General features: G+C 71.7%; 14 protein-coding genes. 6 read left to right on the top strand and 8 right to left on the bottom strand.

The window, feature by feature from the left end; all coding sequences use genetic code 11:
- Positions 1–90: 90 nt before the first annotated feature.
- The 4 genes from D0D15_RS27310 to gltB form a co-directional block, all read right to left on the bottom strand.
- A complete protein-coding gene (locus D0D15_RS27310) occupies positions 91–624 on the bottom strand; it encodes a GNAT family N-acetyltransferase (RefSeq protein ID WP_094004399.1) in 534 nt (177 codons plus the stop codon).
- A 47-nt stretch (positions 625–671) separates the two neighbouring features.
- Positions 672–1,601, bottom strand: coding sequence for a trypsin-like serine peptidase (locus D0D15_RS27305; protein WP_094004398.1), 930 nt, complete (start codon positions 1,599–1,601; stop codon positions 672–674).
- Between the two features lie 112 nt (positions 1,602–1,713).
- Complete coding sequence (locus D0D15_RS27300; RefSeq protein ID WP_094004397.1) at positions 1,714–3,222, bottom strand: glutamate synthase subunit beta; 1,509 nt, start codon at positions 3,220–3,222, stop codon at positions 1,714–1,716.
- Positions 3,215–7,789 carry a glutamate synthase large subunit gene (gltB, locus tag D0D15_RS27295; protein ID WP_115944849.1) on the bottom strand — a complete coding sequence of 1,525 codons (4,575 nt, stop codon included), beginning with the start codon at positions 7,787–7,789 and terminating at the stop codon, positions 3,215–3,217. Before gltB ends, D0D15_RS27300 begins: the two co-directional genes overlap by 8 nt.
- Positions 7,790–8,311: 522 nt before the next feature.
- On the opposite strand from gltB, the gene D0D15_RS27290 reads away from it, so the two are divergent.
- The 3 genes from D0D15_RS27290 to D0D15_RS27280 are packed head-to-tail and all read left to right on the top strand — an operon-like array spanning position 8,312 to position 11,053.
- The gene (locus tag D0D15_RS27290; RefSeq protein ID WP_369806779.1) at positions 8,312–9,235 is read left to right on the top strand and encodes an ABC transporter substrate-binding protein; all 924 of its coding nucleotides are present in this window, start codon (positions 8,312–8,314) and stop codon (positions 9,233–9,235) included.
- Positions 9,228–10,256, top strand: coding sequence for a FecCD family ABC transporter permease (locus D0D15_RS27285; protein ID WP_115944848.1), 1,029 nt, complete (start codon positions 9,228–9,230; stop codon positions 10,254–10,256). The genes D0D15_RS27290 and D0D15_RS27285 overlap by 8 nt, the downstream gene beginning before the upstream one ends.
- A complete protein-coding gene (locus tag D0D15_RS27280) occupies positions 10,253–11,053 on the top strand; it encodes an ABC transporter ATP-binding protein (protein WP_094004394.1) in 801 nt (266 codons plus the stop codon). The genes D0D15_RS27285 and D0D15_RS27280 overlap by 4 nt, the downstream gene beginning before the upstream one ends.
- On the opposite strand, the gene D0D15_RS27275 is transcribed toward D0D15_RS27280, so the two are convergent.
- Positions 11,019–11,882 (bottom strand): CPBP family intramembrane glutamic endopeptidase, encoded by an 864-nt coding sequence (locus tag D0D15_RS27275; RefSeq protein ID WP_233157136.1) that lies wholly within the window; start codon positions 11,880–11,882, stop codon positions 11,019–11,021. The genes D0D15_RS27280 and D0D15_RS27275 overlap by 35 nt on opposite strands.
- 69 nt (positions 11,883–11,951) lie before the next feature.
- Between D0D15_RS27275 and D0D15_RS27270 the strand changes: the two genes are divergently transcribed.
- The 3 genes from D0D15_RS27270 (at position 11,952) to D0D15_RS27260 (ending at position 14,509) form a co-directional block, all read left to right on the top strand.
- On the top strand, positions 11,952–12,587 hold the full coding sequence (locus D0D15_RS27270; protein ID WP_094004393.1) for a TetR/AcrR family transcriptional regulator: 636 nt from the start codon (positions 11,952–11,954) through the stop codon (positions 12,585–12,587).
- A 75-nt stretch (positions 12,588–12,662) separates the two neighbouring features.
- Positions 12,663–13,445, top strand: a complete 783-nt coding sequence (locus tag D0D15_RS27265; protein WP_094004392.1) for an SDR family oxidoreductase — start codon at positions 12,663–12,665, stop codon at positions 13,443–13,445.
- Positions 13,442–14,509, top strand: coding sequence for an NAD(P)H-dependent amine dehydrogenase family protein (locus D0D15_RS27260; RefSeq protein ID WP_094004391.1), 1,068 nt, complete (start codon positions 13,442–13,444; stop codon positions 14,507–14,509). The genes D0D15_RS27265 and D0D15_RS27260 overlap by 4 nt, the downstream gene beginning before the upstream one ends.
- On the opposite strand, the gene D0D15_RS27255 is transcribed toward D0D15_RS27260, so the two are convergent.
- From D0D15_RS27255 to D0D15_RS36415, 3 genes are read right to left on the bottom strand one after another with little or no spacing between them, the layout of a single operon-like run.
- Positions 14,502–14,804 carry a hypothetical protein gene (locus tag D0D15_RS27255; protein ID WP_143266156.1) on the bottom strand — a complete coding sequence of 101 codons (303 nt, stop codon included), beginning with the start codon at positions 14,802–14,804 and terminating at the stop codon, positions 14,502–14,504. The two genes, D0D15_RS27260 and D0D15_RS27255, sit on opposite strands and share 8 nt — an antisense overlap.
- Before the next feature lie 45 nt (positions 14,805–14,849).
- The gene (gene lgt / locus D0D15_RS27250) at positions 14,850–15,779 is read right to left on the bottom strand and encodes a prolipoprotein diacylglyceryl transferase (RefSeq protein ID WP_233157135.1); all 930 of its coding nucleotides are present in this window, start codon (positions 15,777–15,779) and stop codon (positions 14,850–14,852) included.
- A gap of 37 nt (positions 15,780–15,816) precedes the next feature.
- Positions 15,817–15,984 (bottom strand): hypothetical protein, encoded by a 168-nt coding sequence (locus tag D0D15_RS36415; RefSeq protein ID WP_167481566.1) that lies wholly within the window; start codon positions 15,982–15,984, stop codon positions 15,817–15,819.
- Positions 15,985–16,154 lie beyond the last annotated feature (170 nt).

The raw sequence follows: 16,154 nt of genomic DNA, 5'->3' as shown, positions 1-16,154 counted from the left end.
CCATTCAACCGCCGCCGGCCTGAGAACCGGGATCAGGGGCCGCGCGGAGCGCGTCCGTTGAGGGTGGTGGTGGGCTGGCGGGCGGGCGGCCTAATTCCCTTGCCAGTCCTCGGCGAGCAGCCCGAGCAGCACCTCGTCCAGGAACTCGCCCATCACCCAGGAGGAGGAACGCAGTACGCCCTCACGGACGAAGCCGTTGCGCTCGGCGGCGCGCAGCATCGGGAAGTTGTCCGCCAGCGTCTCGATCTGCAGCCGGTGCAGGCCGCGCACGACGAAACCGTAGTGGCACAGCACGGCGACGACGTCGGTGCCGTAGCCCTTGCCGCGCGCGGACGGCAGCAGCCCCAGCCCGATGTGCGCGGACCGGTGGTGGGTGTCGATGCCCCACATCGTCGCGGTGCCGATCAGGGTGTCGCCCGCCAGCTCCACCACGGAGAACGGCACGTGCCCCGGGTCGGTGTCGTCCCCCACGAGGCGCGGGTCCTTCGTGTCCGGCCGGAGCGGCCGCCAGGGCCGGCCGTCCGCTCGCGAGCCGGTCACCACGTCGTCGTACAGCTCCGTGCGCAGGACCGGGATGTCGGCCTCGTGCCGGGCGCGCAGCCCGACCAGGTCACCCTTCAGCATGCGGGTTTCCTATCGGACCGGCCCGGCCCGCGGCAACCGAATAGGACCTACCGCGACGCGGCCGCGTTGTAGAGCGCCTCCGCGGCCGCGCCGAAGTACGGGCCGAACATCACGCCGGGCAGGAAGGTGTAGCCGAAGCTGTTCACCGAGTTCTGGATTCCGGTCCCGGTCGAGGTGTCGAAGTTCAGGAACCACGGGCCGCCGCTGGAGCCGCCCGTCATGTCGCACCGCATGCCCAGGTCGCCGGAGCCGAGCGCGTCGTTGAAGGTGCGGCCGGCGCAGTAGGTCAGTTCGCTGCCGTCGTAGGGCGGCTCGGCGGGGTAGCCGAAGCTGTACATCACCTGGCCGCGCGGCTGGTTGAAGGCGATGCCCTGCGCGCCCACCACATCGGTGAGGTACCGGCCGTTCAGCGGCGCCACCACCGCGGCGCCGACGTCGTAAGCCAGATCTTCGCTGGCCTGCCACTGCGGCGTGGTGAGGGTGGTCGTCGCGGCCCATTCGCCGTACGGGGCGTTGCCGTTGTCGTAGCCCGGCACGAAGATCCAGTCGGTGTGCCAGCTGCCCTGGTACTTCACGCAGTGCCCGGCCGTGATGACCACACTGCGGTTGGCGCTGGTGACCGCGTCCCCGCTGCACGAAGCCGGGGAGCCGTTGAAGGTGAAGAAGACCCGGCCCGCGGTGTGCGTCACCGCGCCGCCGCCGGTCCACGGGTCGCCGGTGCTGGCCTTCGAGGTCCGGGACGGGAGCAGGCGCGGGACCGCGGTCCGCACGTCGGCGGTGACGTTGCGCGCGGCGGTGAGCAGGTTGTCCAGCGGCTTGGCCGAGCGCATCTTCTCGGGCGTCCAGTACTCGGCCGCACCGGCGCCCTGCACGTGGATCGCCGGTCCGGGCGCCGCCGTGGCGGGCGCGCTGAACACGGCCGTGGTGACCGCGGCGACCGCCGCGAGGACCAGTGCCCGGATACCTGTTCGCTTCATGACGCTCACCCGTCTGCCGACCGTTCGTTGCCACCGAAAGTTAGGCGGCCACGACAGAGTGAACAATCGGCCGTTCGGGCCCAGGGTGAGCCCGAACGGCCGATGCGCGTGCTTACACCACAGCGAGCGGCAGCGCCGTCGGATGCACCGGCGCCGGCAGGTCCGACGCGCCGGTCAGGTAGGCGTCCACCGCGTGCGCCACCGAGCGGCCCTCGGCGATCGCCCACACCACCAGCGAGGCGCCGCGGTGGGCGTCGCCGCAGACGAACACGCCCGGGGCCTCGGTCTGCCAGTCCGGGCCGCACGAGATGGTGCCGCGCCGGGTCAGCCGGATGCCCAGGTCGTCGAGCAGCCGCATGTGCTCCACGCCCTCGAAGCCGATCGCGAACAGCACCAGGTCGGCCGGGATCTCCTCGATCTCGTCCGACACCGGCAGGACCTCGCGGCGCCCGGTCTCCGGGTCCTTGACGACCTTGACCCGCTGCAGCTCGATGGCGCGGACGTGCCCGTTCTCGTCGCCCACGAACCGGCGCACGGCGACGCCGAACTTCCGCTCGCCGCCCTCCTCGTGCGCCGGGTAGGTGCGCAGCACGTACGGCCACGTCGGCCACGGCGACCGGTCGTCGTCCCGGGTGGCCGGCGGCATCGGGTACTGGTCCAGCTGGGTCACCGACGCCGCGCCCTGGCGGATCGCGGTGCCGTAGGAGTCGGCGCCGGTGTCACCGCCGCCGATGATCACGACGTGCTTGCCGTGCGCGTGGATCGGCGACGGCCCGTCGCCCTCGCACTGCTTGTTGGCCGGCACCAGGTGCTCCATCGCCAGGTGGATGCCCCGCAGCTCCCGGCCCGGCGTGGTGGTGTCGTCGCGGCCGCGCAGCGCGCCCACCGCGAGCACGACCGCGTCGTAGCGCGCCCGCAGCTCCTCGACGGTGATGTCGACGCCCACCTCGCAGCCGGTGACGAACTGCGTGCCCTCCTTCTTGAGCTGGGCCAGGCGCTTGTCGAGGTGCTTCTTCTCCATCTTGAACTCGGGGATGCCGTAGCGGAGCAGCCCGCCGAGCCGGTCGTCCCGCTCGAAGATGGTCACGTCGTGCCCGGCGCGGGTGAGCTGCTGGGCGGCGGCGAGCCCGGCCGGGCCGGACCCGACCACGGCGACCCGCTGACCGCTGGCCACCTCGGCGACCTGCGGCTGGGCCAGGCCCAGCTCCCACGACTTCTCCGCGATCGTCGCCTCGACGCGCTTGATCGCGACCGGTCCGCCGGACAGCGGCGAGATGGACAGCGTGCAGCCCGCCTCGCACGGCGCCGGGCACAGCTTCCCGGTGAACTCCGGGAAGTTGTTGGTCGCGTGCAGCCGGTCGCCGGCCGCGGCCCAGTCGCCGCGGCGCACCAGGTCGTTCCACTCCGGGATGAGGTTGCCCAGCGGGCAGCCGGAGCCGGCCGAGTGGCAGAACGGGATGCCGCAGTCCATGCAGCGGGTGGCCTGGGTGCGCACCTGCTGGTCGCGCTCGGCGGGCTCGAGGTCGGCGTAGACCTCGCGCCAGTCCTCGGCGCGGTGCTCCTTGGGGCGCTTGGGCGGCTCGACCCGCTCGTACTTCAGGAAGCCCTTGGGGTCAGCCACGAGACGCCACCTCCATGATCGCCTCGTCGACGTCGCGCCCGGCGGCCTTGGCGGCCCTGGTCGCCTCCAGCACGCGCTTGTAGTCGCGCGGCATGACCTTGGTGAAGCTCGCCGACCGGCGCGGCCAGTCGCCGAGCAGCGACGCGGCGACCGCCGAGCGGGTGAGTTCGTGGTGTCGGGTCACGATGTCCTTCAACCAGTTCAGATCCTCGGGCTCGAGCGGGAGCAGCTCGACCATCTCGCGGTTGACGCTGCCCTCGTCGAGGTCGAGGACGTAGCCGATACCGCCGGACATGCCCGCGGCGAGGTTGCGGCCGGTCGGACCGAGCACCACGGCACGGCCACCGGTCATGTATTCGAAGGCGTGGTCGCCCACGCCCTCGGCGACGACGGTGGCGCCCGAGTTGCGTACGCAGAACCGCTCGCCCACCTGACCGCGCAGGAACATCTCCCCCGCGGTCGCTCCGTAGGCCAGCGTGTTGCCGGCGATGACCTGACGCTCGGCGGCGAACGTCGCGTCCGGGTGCGGCCGCACGATGATGCGGCCGCCGGACAGGCCCTTGCCGACGTAGTCGTTGGCGTCGCCCACCATCTCCAGCGTGACGCCGCGCGGCAGGAACGCGCCCAGCGACTGCCCCGCCGATCCGACGAGCCGGATGTGGATCGTGCCGTCGGGCAGGCCCTCACCGCCGTAGCGGCGGGTGATCTCCGACCCCAGCAGCGTGCCCACGGTGCGGTTGACGTTGCGCACCGGCAGTTCCAGCCGCACCGGGTGCGCGTCCTCCAGGGCCGCCTCGGACAGCTGGATGAGCGTGCGGTCCAGGGCGTGCTCGAGGCCGTGGTCCTGCTCGCGGATCTTGCGCCGGGCACCGCCGTACGGGGTGTCGGCCGGCATCTCGAAGATCGGCTTCAGGTCCAGGCCGCCGGCCTTCCAGTGGTCGACCGCCTCGTCGGTGTCCAGCACGTCGGCCCGGCCGATGGCCTCGTCCAGGGTGCGGAAACCCAGCTCGGCCAGCAGCTCGCGGACCTCCTGCGCGACGAACCGGAAGTAGTTCACCACGTGCTCGGCCTGCCCGGTGTAGCGCTTGCGCAGCTCCGGGCTCTGGGTGGCGACCCCGACCGGGCAGGTGTCGAGGTGGCAGACGCGCATCATGATGCAGCCGGCCACGATCAGCGGCGCGGTGGCGAAGCCGTACTCCTCGGCGCCGAGCAGCGCCGCGACCACCACGTCGCGGCCGGTCTTCATCGCGCCGTCGACCTGCACGGTGATCCGGTCGCGCAGCCCGTTCAGCATCAGGGTCTGCTGGGTCTCGGCCAGGCCGATCTCCCACGGCGTGCCCGCGTGCTTGAGCGAGTTCAGCGGCGAGGCGCCGGTGCCGCCGTCGTGACCGGAGATCAGCACGACGTCGGCGTGCGCCTTCGACACCCCGGCCGCGACCGTGCCGACGCCCAGCGAGCTGACCAGCTTCACGTGGATGCGGGCCTTCTCGTTGGCGTTCTTCAGGTCGTGGATCAGCTGCGCCAGGTCCTCGATCGAGTAGATGTCGTGGTGCGGCGGCGGGGAAATCAGCCCCACGCCCGGCGTGGAGTGCCGGGTGCGCGCGATCCACGGGTACACCTTGTTCGGCGGCAGCTGGCCGCCCTCGCCGGGCTTGGCGCCCTGCGCCATCTTGATCTGGATGTCGTCGGCGTTGACCAGGTACTCGCTGGTGACGCCGAACCGGCCGCTGGCGACCTGCTTGATCGCGCTGCGCCGCTCGGGGTCGTAGAGGCGCTCCGGGTCCTCGCCGCCCTCACCGGTGTTGGACCGGCCGCCGATGCGGTTCATCGCGATCGCGAGCGTCTGGTGCGCCTCGGCCGAGATGGAGCCGTAGGACATCGCGCCGGTGTTGAACCGCCTGCAGATCGACTCGACGGACTCGACCTCGTCGATCGGGACCGGCGTGCGGCCCTCCTTGCGGAACTTGAACAACCCGCGCAGCGCGCCGCCCTCGCGGGAGAGGCGGTGCACCTCTTCGGTGTAGCGCCGGTACACCTCGTCGCGGCGGGTCTTGCTGGCGTGCTGCAGCAGGAACACCGTCTCCGGCGTGAACAGGTGCAGCTCGCCCTCGCGGCGGTAGGCGTACTCGCCGCCGGTGTCGAGACGGCGGTGCACGCGGTCGGTCGGGTTGTCCGGGTAGGCCCGGCGGTGCCGGACGGCGACCTCCTCGGCGAGCACGTCGAGACCGACGCCGCCGAGCTTGGACACCGTGCCGGTGAAGTACTCGTCGAGCAGTTCCTGCGACAGCCCGAAGGACTCGAACACCTGCGCCGCGGTGTAGGCGCCGACGGTCGAGATGCCCATCTTGGACATGATCTTCAGGACGCCCTTGACCAGCGCGTTGACGTAGTTGCGCACCGCCTTGCGCGGCTCGATCCCGGTGATCGCGCCCTGCGCGATCATGTCTTCGATCGTCTCGAAGGCCAGGTACGGGTTCACCGCCGCGGCGCCGTAGCCGAGCAGCAGCGCGATGTGGTGGACCTCGCGGGCGTCACCGCTTTCCACCACGAGCGCCACGCGCAGCCGTTCCTTGGTGCGCACCAGGTGGTGGTGCACCGCGGAGACCAGCAGCAGCGACGGGATCGGCGCCATCTTGTGGTCGGAGTCCCGGTCGGACAGCACGAGCGTGCGCGCGCCGGCCGCGATCGCCTCGGACGCCTCGCGGCGCACCCGCTCGATCGCCTCCGCCAGCGCCTTGCCGCCGCCGTCCACTTCGAACAGTCCGGACAGGACGGTGCAGGCGAAGCCCGGCAGGTCGCCGTCGTCGTTGATGTGGATGAGCTTGGCCAGCTCGTCGTTGTCGATGACCGGGTACGGCAGCTGGATGTGCCGGCACGAGGCCGGGCCCGGGTCGAGCAGGTTGCGCTCGGGACCCATGATCCGGCTCATCGACGTGACCAGCTCCTCGCGGATCGCGTCCAGCGGCGGGTTGGTCACCTGCGCGAAGGCCTGCTTGAAGTAGTCGTAGAGCTGGCGCGACCGCTTGGACAGCACGGCGGGCGGGGTGTCGGTGCCCATCGAGCCCAGCGGCTCGGCGCCCTTCTCCGCCATCGGCGCGAGCAGGATCTTCAGCTCCTCCTCGGAGTAGCCGAAGGCGAGCTGACGGCGCAGCACCGAGTCGTGGCTCTGCGTGACGTGGTCGCGGTCGGCCAGATCGGCCAGCTGCAGCAGGCCGGCGTGCAGCCACTCCTCGTACGGGTGCTGCTGGGCCAGCTCCGACTTGATCTCGTCGTCGGCGACGATGCGGCCGGCTTCGGTGTCCACCAGGAACATGCGGCCCGGCTTGAGGCGGCCCTTGGCGACCACCTGGTCCGGCGGCACGTCCAGCACACCGGCCTCGCTGGCCAGCACGACGCGGTCGTCGGCGGTGCGCCACCAGCGGCACGGGCGCAGGCCGTTGCGGTCCAGCACCGCGCCGACGAGCGCGCCGTCGGTGAACGTGACGCATGCCGGGCCGTCCCACGGCTCCATCAGGCTCGCGTGGAACTGGTAGAACGCGCGCCGCCGCGGGTCCATGGTGGTGTGGTTCTCCCACGCCTCCGGGATCATCATCAGCACGGCGTGCGGCAGGCTGCGGCCGCCCAGGTGCAGCAGTTCGAGGACCTCGTCGAACGACGCCGAGTCCGACGCGTCCGGCGAGCACACCGGGTAGAGCCGGGTCAGGTCGCCCGGGATGGCACCCGACTCCAGCAGCGCCTCACGGGCCCGCATGCGGTTGCGGTTGCCGCGGATCGTGTTGATCTCACCGTTGTGCGCGACGAACCGGAACGGGTGCGCCAGCGGCCACGACGGGAACGTGTTGGTGGAGAACCGGCTGTGCACCAACGCGATCGCACTGGTCAGCCGCGGGTCGCGCAGGTCGCCGAAGAACGCCGGGAGCTGCTCGGGCGTGAGCATTCCCTTGTAGACCATGGTGCGCGCGGACAGCGACGGGAAGTACGTGCCGCACTCGGCGACCACGCTCTCGTGCTCGACGCGCTTGCGCAGGCAGAAGGCGAGCCGGTCCAGCTCCAGGCCGGCGGGGCGCACGCCGTCGGCGTCCGGCTTGCCCGCCACGAACAGCATGGCGAAGTGCGGCATCACCGACCGCGCGGTGGGGCCGATGTCGGCGGCCGCGGCGTCGACCGGGACCTCGCGCCAGCCCAGCACGTCGAGGCTCTCCTCGTCGGCCAGGCGCTCGATCAGCGCGACGGCCTTGCCGCGCGCCTCCTCCTCGGTGGGCAGGAACGCGATGCCGGCGGCATAGCGGTGGTGGCCCTGCGCGTCGGGTTCGGGCAGCTCGAAGCCGGCCTCCTCGCGGAGCAGCTGGTCGGGCAGCTGCACGAGGATCCCGGCGCCGTCGCCGGAGGTCGGTTCGGCGCCCGCGGCGCCCCGGTGGTCCAGGTTGATCAGCGCCGTCAGCCCGTCCGTGACGATGGCGTGGGTGCGCCGGCCCTGAATGTCGGCCACCATCGCCACACCGCAGGAATCCTGCTCCGTGGCAGGGTCGTACAGGCCCTGCTTGCCCGGGTTGGCGGAGAAGATCATGCGGGGACCTCCTTCGTCGTCTCAATGCTCAGTTCGGAAAGTTCCCCCGGTACCGCTGCAGGGACGACGATGGCCCTTGGATTAGCGCGACCTTAACACCCAGGAAACATGAGGGCACCCTCTCGGAGTGTGGATTTTCTCATCCGATCGGTAACGATCTGGCTGCGAGGAACGACATCGTTCTTGATGGGCTGCCTTCGGCGCCTCCGACCGAGCATACGCGTCGCGCGATCCCATCAAGATTACGCAGGATCCCGCCCCGGGGCCAGATTCGCCGGTGGTAGCGTTCCTCACGCTGGTCAGCGGCTTGCCGGCCAGTGACGCGGCGGCCGCGAAACCGGTGGGAACCCGGTGCTGTGCCGCAACTGTGATGACTCGGGTGCGCTCCGTGCACACCCGGTCGAGCCAGGTCGCCTGCCGCCGCGCCGACGCCTTTCGCCCCCGGCTCAGGGGTGCGGCGTCCGTAACGCCTGGGTGCGGGACGGGGCCCCGTGACGCCGGCCGGAAACCCGAGGTTTTCTTGTGTTCCGTCGTTTCGCACCACTGATCGCGGTCCTGCTCGTGCTGACCGGATGCGCCACCCGGCCGTCCGAGGACTCGGCCGCACCCCCCGAAACCGAAGGCGCCTTCCCGGTCACGGTCGCCGCGCCCGGCGCCCCGGCCGTGACGCTCGACAAGCAGCCGCAACGCATCGTGTCGCTGTCGCCGTCGGCCACCGAGACCTTGTTCGCCCTCGGCGCGGGGCCGCAGGTGGTCGCCGTCGATTCGGCGTCGAACTTCCCCGCACAGGCGCCGCGCACGCAGCTGACCGGCCTGAGCCCCGATCCCGAGGCGATCGCCGCCTACCGGCCCGACCTGGTCGTGGTCTACGCCGACACCACCGGCCTCGCCGGCGCACTGGCCCGGACCGGGACCAAGACGCTGGTGATGCCCGACGCGAAGACGCTCGACGACGCCTACACGCAGTTCGAGGTGCTGGGCAAGGCGACCGGGCACCAGGCCGAGGGCGAGAGCCTGGCCCGGCAGACCCGCGACGACATCGACAAGATCGTCGCGGACGCGCCGAAGCGGTCGCTGACCTACTACTGGGAGCTGGACCAGACGTACTACAGCGTGACTTCGGCGACCTTCATCGGCCAGGTGCTCACCCGCTTCGGGCTCACCAACATCGCCGACGGCACCGACCCGAACGCCTCCGGCGGCTACCCGCAGCTGTCGGCCGAACGCATCCTGCAGTCCAACCCGGACCTGATCTTCCTCGCGGACAGCAAGTGCTGCGGGCAGAACGCGCAGACCGTCGCCGCGCGGCCGGGCTGGAACACGCTGAGCGCCGTGCAACGCGGGCAGGTGATCGCGCTCGACGACGACATCGCCTCCCGGTGGAGCCCGCGGATCGTCGAGCTCGTCCGCACCGTCGCCGACGCGGTCGCCAAGACCGGTGCCTGACACCCGGACCCGGCTGCGCGCCCCGGTCCTGATCGCCGGGCTCGTGGTGCTCGCGGCCGTCCTGGTGTTCGCCGTGCTCGTCGGCGCGAGCGACCTGGGCTGGCAGCGGGTGCTCGCCGAGATCTGGGCGCAGGTCACCGGCGGGCAGTCGCCGCTGTCCGTGCGGGAGGCCGCCATCGTGTGGCAGCTGCGGGTGCCACGGGTGCTGCTCGCGGCGATCGTCGGCGCGGCGCTCGCGGTGTCCGGGGCGACGTTCCAGGGCGTGTTCCGCAACCCGCTGGCCGACCCGTACCTGCTGGGCGCGGCGGCCGGGGCGGGCATGGCGGCGACGCTCGTCGTGGTGCTCGCCCCGGCGGTCAGCGGCTGGGTCGTCGGCCCGCTGCCGCTGGCCGCGTTCGCCGGCGCGCTCGGCGGGGTCGGGCTCAGCTGGCTGGTGGGCCGCTCGGCCGGGGGCAGCACGAGCACGCTGCTGCTGGCCGGGGTCGCGGTGGCGTCGTTCCTCACCGCGATCCAGACGTTCGCGCAGCAGCTGAACACCGAGACGATCCGGCAGGTCTACACGTGGATGCTGGGCGGGCTCAACGTGAGCGGGTGGCGCGAAGTCCTGATCGCGGTGCCGTACGTGGCGGTGGCGGCGGTCGTGCTGTGCCTGTCCGCGCGGTTGCTCGACGTGCTCGCGCGCCGCGGCGCGGAGGCGGCGTCGCTGGGCCTGCGACCGGGCCGGATCCGGCTGGTCGTGCTGGCGGCGGCGTCGCTGGCGACCGCGGCGGCGGTGTCGGTCAGCGGGCTGATCGGGTTCGTCGGGATCGTGGTGCCGCACGTGGTGCGGATGCTCGCCGGGGCCAGCTACCGGGTGGTGATCCCGCTGTCGCTGGTCGGCGGCGCGGCGTTCCTGGTGCTGGCCGACCAGCTGGCGCGCACGGTCATGCCGGGTGAACTGCCGCTGGGCGTGGTCACCGCGTTCACCGGGGCGCCGTTCTTCGCCTGGATCCTGCGCTCGTCGCGGAGGAGGTTGTCGTGACCGCGTTGTCGTTGCGCTCGGTGCGCGCCGGTTACGGCGATTGCCCGGTGGTGTACGGGGTTTCGGTGGAGGTGCCGGCCGGCGGGTGGCTGGCCGTCGTCGGGCCGAACGGGGCCGGGAAGTCCACTTTGCTCAAAACCGTGGCCGGACTCCTGCCGCCACAAGGAGAAGTGCTCATCGGCGGCCGGTTCCGGGTGCCGCGCAAGGAACTGGCGCGGATCGTCGGGTACGCGCCGCAGGACCCGGCGGTGCCCGTGGGCCTGACGGTGACCGACTACGTGCTGCTCGGCCGCACGCCGCATCTGGGTCTGCTGGCGCGGGAAAACCGGTCGGATATGTCCATTGTGGAGGAGGTGCTGGCGCGGCTGGACCTGGGCGCGCTGGCGGGCCGCCGGGTGGACATGCTCTCCGGCGGCGAGCGGCAGCGCGCGGTGCTGGCGCGGGTGCTGGCCCAGCGGGCGAGCCTGCTGCTGCTCGACGAGCCCACGACGGGCCTGGACATCGGCCACGCGCAGGCGCTGCTGGAGCTGATCGACCGGCTGCGGCACGAGGACGGCATCACCGTGGTGTCGACCCTGCACGACCTGACGTTCGCCGCGCAGTACGCCGACCAGCTCCTCCTGCTCGACGCCGGCCGCGCGGTGGCCGCCGGGCCACCGGTGGAGGTGCTGACGGCGGAGGCGCTGGCGGCGCACTACGGCGCGGCCGCGGAGGTGCGGACGAACGACCGCGGTGAACTGGCGGTGCTGCCGGTCCGCCCGCTCACACCAGGGGTAGCAGGACGGGGACGGCGTTGACGGCACCGTGGACTACCAGCAGCGGCCACATCATCCGGTACTCGCTCCAGAGGAATCCGAGGAACAGCCCGAGAACGCCCTGGTTGACGAACGCCGACGCGAGGTCGGCCGGCAGGTCACCCCTGCCGTGGATGGCGACGTGCCAGACGGCCCAGAGCAGTGACGCGAGCACGATCGCCGGCCACCGGCCGATGAGCGCCTCCCACCTGGACTGCAGCCAGCGGCGGTAGAAGACCTCCTCCAGCAGGCTGTTGACGAGGAACCCGACGACGAGCACGAGCACGAGCGTGACCAGGTCGACGGTGGTCGCGAAGTCGCTGGACGGCATGGCCCACGGGCTGGCGTAGCTGAGGAGAACCCACGCGGCGACCGGGATCGCGGGCGCCCATCGCCGCCCCGCCTCCGGCCGCCCCACCTCCGGCCGCCCACCCGCCGGGCGCCAGGCCGTTCCCCAGCGCCGCAGGATCCAGAACATCGCCGCGGGAACCCCGAGCAGCAACAGCACCTTCAACAGGGTGTGGGCGGGCTCGCCACCGCCGGCCAGCCCCAGCGTCACCGCGAAGAGCACCGCCGAGGCCAGGAGAACACCCGCTTCGAGGCGGGGCCGGCGCTCGGTCGGCGTGATCGCGGCACCCCGGAACGGCACCAGGCGTACCAGCACGACGCCGGCGAGTACGGGAATCCAGCGGAACCACATCGGCACGGTGTCGCCGGTGTCCGACGAGTACCGGACACCGGTGTCGCCGGTCAGCACGAACCACAGCGCCGACGCGGCGATCAGCAGCAATCCCCCGGCGAGCACGACCGAACCCGTGGCACGCCCCGGCACCGCTCCCTCAGATTTTTTTAGCACGCTTGTACGGTATAGGAAACCGTACGATTGTGCTATAACCTGGGTATGCCGAAGCTCGTCGACCACGACCAGCGACGGGCGGAACTGGTCCGGGTGGTCTGGGACGTCATCAGCCGGGACGGCATCGAGGGCGCCACCGTGCGGAAGATCGCCGAGCAGGCCAACATCTCGATCGGCGGGCTGCGCCACTACTTCGACAGCCAGCGCGGCCTGCTGCTCTTCGCAGCGAAGGCGATGGCCGACAAGGTCACCGCTCGCATCGCCGGCCACCTGCACGGCAATCTGCCCGGGCGTGACCGGGCGCTGCTGATGCTCGAGGAGCTGCTGCCACTGGACGCCGACCGGCGGGTGGACGCGGACGTCTGGCTCGCCTGCCTGATGCGCTCGCGCTTCGACGCATCCCTCGCCGAACTCCACACGGCAGGACTCCCCGGCGAACGGCACATCTGCCGGCTCGCGGTGGCGTACTTCTGCGGGCAACCACCTCCGGAGCGCATCGGGGACCCGCTCGCCGACGGTCACCTCGACCGGCAGGCCCGGCGCCTGCACACCTTCATCGACGGCCTGACCCTGCAGGCGGCGATGTACCCACGCGAGTTCCCGGCCGAGGAGATCCGGCGGCTCCTGCACGACGAGCTGGCCGCCCTCTTTCCCGAAGACCCCGGCCCGGCGGTTCCCTAGCGGGGTTCCGTTGCCCGGCACCAGGTTCTCCTCGGACCGCCCCGGACCGAACTAGAACCTGTTACAGTCGGCCGCATGATCCTCGATCGTTTCCGCGTGACCGGCAAAGTCGCCGTCGTCACCGGGGCCGGGCGCGGTATCGGCGCGGGAGCCGCCGTCGCGCTGGCCGAAGCCGGTGCGGACGTGGTGATCTCCTCCCGTACGAAGACCGACCTGGACGCCGTCGCCGCGCGCGTCGCCGGAACCGGACGGCGCGCGCACGTCGTGCCGGCCGACCTCAGCGATCCCGCGGCCGCCGCCGCGCTCGCGCAGGCCGCGGTCGGCGAGTTCGGCCGGGTCGACATCGTGGTCAACAACGTCGGCGGCACCTATCCCCGGCCGCTGCTGGACACCACACCGGAGTTCCTGGAAGAGGCGTTCCGGTTCAACGTCTCGACCGCGCACGCGCTCACCACCGCCGCCGTGCCGTTGATGACCGACGGCGGCGCGGTCGTCAACATCTCGTCGAACATGGGCCGGGTCGCCGGGCGCGGGTTCGCCGCCTACGGCACCGCGAAGGCCGCGCTCGCCCACTACACGCGCCTGGCCGCCTACGACCTCGCGCCACGCATCCGGGTCAACGCGGTCGCCGTCGGGTCGGTGGCGACCTCGGCGCTGGAGGTCGTGGTGAACAACCCGGAGATCAAGGCCAGGATGGAGGCGGACACGCCGCTGCGCCGGCTCGGCGAGGTCGAGGACATCGCGGCCGCGATCGTCTACCTGGCCTCGCCCGCCGGCTCGTTCGTCACGGGGAAGGTGCTGGAAGTGGACGGTGGACTGCAGGCGCCCAACCTCGAACTCGGATTGCCGGACCTGTGACGTACCGGGTGGTGCAGTGGAGCACCGGCAACGTGGGGCGGCACGCGATCGCGGGCATCGACGCGCATCCGGAGCTGGAATTGGCCGGCGTGTGGGTGTCGAACCCGGACAAGGCCGGCCGGGACGCCGGGGAGCTGGCCGGGCTGGGGCGGTCGCTGGGCGTCGCGGCGACCACCGACGCCGACGCGCTGCTGGCGCTGGAACCGGACTGCGTGGTCTACACGGCGATGGCCGACGACCGGCTGATGGAGGCGCTGGCCGACCTGCAGCGCATCCTGCGGGCCGGCGTGAACGTCGTGTCGAGCAGCCCGGTGTTCCTGCAGTTCCCGGACGGCGTGGTGCCCGGCGAGGTGTCCGCACCCGTGCGGGCGGCCGCGTCCGAGGGTGGCGCGTCGCTGTGGGTGAACGGTGTCGACCCCGGGTTCGCCAACGACTGGCTGCCGCTGGTACTCACGGGCGTGTGCGAGCGGATCGACGAGGTGCGCTGCTTCGAGATCCTGGACTACTCGACCTACGACAACCGCAAGGTCGTCTTCGACATCATGGGCTTCGGCGGCCCGTTGGACCAGACGCCGATGCTGCTGCAGCCCGGCGTGCTGTCGCTGGCGTGGGGCAGCGTGGTGCGGCAGCTGGCGGCCGGGCTGGGCGTGGAGCTGGACGCCGTGGAGGAGAGCTTCGAGCGGCTGCCGGCGCCGTCGGCGTTCGACGTCTCGTGCGGCACGATCGCCGAGGGCACGGCCGCCGCGTTGCGGTTCGAGGTGCGCGGCATGCGGGGCGGCCGTCCGGTGTGCGTGCTGGAGCACGTGACGCGGCTGCGCCCGGACCTGGGGCCGGACTGGCCGCAACCGTCCGGGCAGGGCTGCTACCGGGTGCAGGTGACCGGCGAGCCGAACTACACGCTGGACCTGCGGCTGGTCGGCACGGACGGCGACCACAACACGGCGGGCCTCAAGGCGACGGCGATGCGGCTGGTGAACGCGATCCCCGCGGTGGTCGCGGCGCCGCCCGGCCTGCTGACGGCGCTGGACCTGCCGCTGGTCACCGGGCGCGGCCTGGTCAGCTAGACATCTGCGACAGGGCGAGGTAGAGCGCCACCGCCACCGCGAGGAAGCTCGCGAACCCGAGCACGCCGCCGAGGATCAGCCCGGTGCCGAAGGAGCGCCACGGGGGCCGTGCGAGCCGGCACAGGCTGCCGGCGACCATCGCGCCGAACGTGACCCCGATGTAGGCGGAGGCGTATTCGCCCCCGTGCCAGCCGGCGACGAAGTCCCGCATCAGGGCGGCGACGACGACGATCAGCAGTCCGGTCGCGAGCGCGAACCCCAGGAAAGCCACACCCGGCCGCCGGTCCTCGGTCATGATCACCAGTCTGGCGGAGCGGGCCGGGACCGCGCCTGAGTAGAACTACTCGCGTTCCGGGGCTACCTTGTCGGTTTCGTCGTCCTTGCTGCGCAGCGTTTCCGGCTCCTCGCGTGGCCCGCGGCGCCGGGCGAGGAAGAAGTAGACCATCGCGCCGGCGAAGACCAGGATCGACGTCCACGTGTTGACCCGCAGGCCGAGGATGTGGGTGGCGTCGTCGGTGCGCATCAGCTCGATCCAGAACCGGCCCAGCGTGTACCCGGCGACGTAGAGGGCGAACGCGCGGCCGTGGCCCAGCCGCAGCTTGCGGTCGGCGTACACCACCAGCGCCGCGATGATCAGGTTCCAGATCAGCTCGTACAGGAACGTGGGGTGCACCGGGCTGTCGGCGAGCGGGATGTTGCCGAACGCGATGCCGTTGGGGCCCTGGTCGGGGATCGTCGGGTTGTTCGGGTCGAAGCGCTGGTAGATCTCCAGGCCCCAGGGCAGCGTGGTGTGCGCGCCGTAGAGCTCCTGGTTGAAGTAGTTGCCGAGGCGGCCGATGGCCTGCGCGACGATGATGCCCGGGGCGATCGCGTCGGCCATCGCGGGCAGCGGCACGCCCTTGCGGCGGCAGCCGATCCACGCGCCCACCGCGCCGAGGGCGATCGCGCCCCAGATGCCCAGGCCGCCGTCCCAGATGTAGAGCGCCTTGACCGGGTCCTTGCCCTCGCCGAAGTAGCGCCACCAGTCGGTGATGACGTGGTAGAGGCGCCCGCCGACGAGGCCGAACGGCACGGCCCACACGGCGATGTCGACGACCGTGCCCTTGGTGCCGCCGCGTTGCACCCAGCGGCGGTCGCCCCACCAGATGGCGAGGACGATGCCGGCGATGATGCACAGCGCGTAGGCGCGGATCGGGATCGGTCCCAGGTGCCAGACGCCGCGGTCCGGGCTCGGGATCGTCGCGAGGAACACAGCCGAGGCGGAATTCACGCGCTCACCGTAACGTGCGCGGTGTGAGGTGCGCGGATCAGCCCGCGCGGTTGAGGGCGGCCGACCCGAGCGCGAGCACACACCCGACGCCGAAGATCGCCGTGAGGTACCACGGCCCGCCCTGGGTGACGTTCCAGACCGCCACGAGAGCCGCGAGCACGGCGACGACGAGGTTGCGCACCTGCAGGGGAGAAGGCCGGGCCATACCCCCAGCCTGCCACGCCCGGTTCCGCCCCCCACCATCCCCTGATTCCAACCTCCCAGCCCACGAGGCTAGGCATGAGCTCGCATGCCGCCTTCAGCTGGAGAAAAAAAACGCGCTGCTCCGGTGGCGGGTTCGCACAGAGATCGTGCCGAGCCCTGATGCGTCTCTCG

The organism is Amycolatopsis thermalba (genome assembly GCF_003385215.1).
Lineage (GTDB): Bacteria > Actinomycetota > Actinomycetes > Mycobacteriales > Pseudonocardiaceae > Amycolatopsis_E > Amycolatopsis_E thermalba.
The sequence above is the reverse complement of the archived record's forward strand: the minus strand, read 5'-3'. Positions and strand labels throughout refer to the sequence as shown.

Bases quoted from the DNA above. Each gene is read 5' to 3' on its own strand.
- D0D15_RS27270 (WP_094004393.1), top strand. From the start codon at position 11,952: ATGCCGAAGCTCGTCGACCACGACCAGCGACGGGCGGAACTGGTCCGG.
- D0D15_RS27305 (WP_094004398.1), bottom strand. From the start codon at position 1,601: ATGAAGCGAACAGGTATCCGGGCACTGGTCCTCGCGGCGGTCGCCGCG.
- D0D15_RS36415 (WP_167481566.1), bottom strand. From the start codon at position 15,984: ATGGCCCGGCCTTCTCCCCTGCAGGTGCGCAACCTCGTCGTCGCCGTG.
- gltB (WP_115944849.1), bottom strand. From the start codon at position 7,789: ATGATCTTCTCCGCCAACCCGGGCAAGCAGGGCCTGTACGACCCTGCC.
- D0D15_RS27310 (WP_094004399.1), bottom strand. From the start codon at position 624: ATGCTGAAGGGTGACCTGGTCGGGCTGCGCGCCCGGCACGAGGCCGAC.
- D0D15_RS27265 (WP_094004392.1), top strand. From the start codon at position 12,663: ATGATCCTCGATCGTTTCCGCGTGACCGGCAAAGTCGCCGTCGTCACC.
- D0D15_RS27255 (WP_143266156.1), bottom strand. From the start codon at position 14,804: ATGACCGAGGACCGGCGGCCGGGTGTGGCTTTCCTGGGGTTCGCGCTC.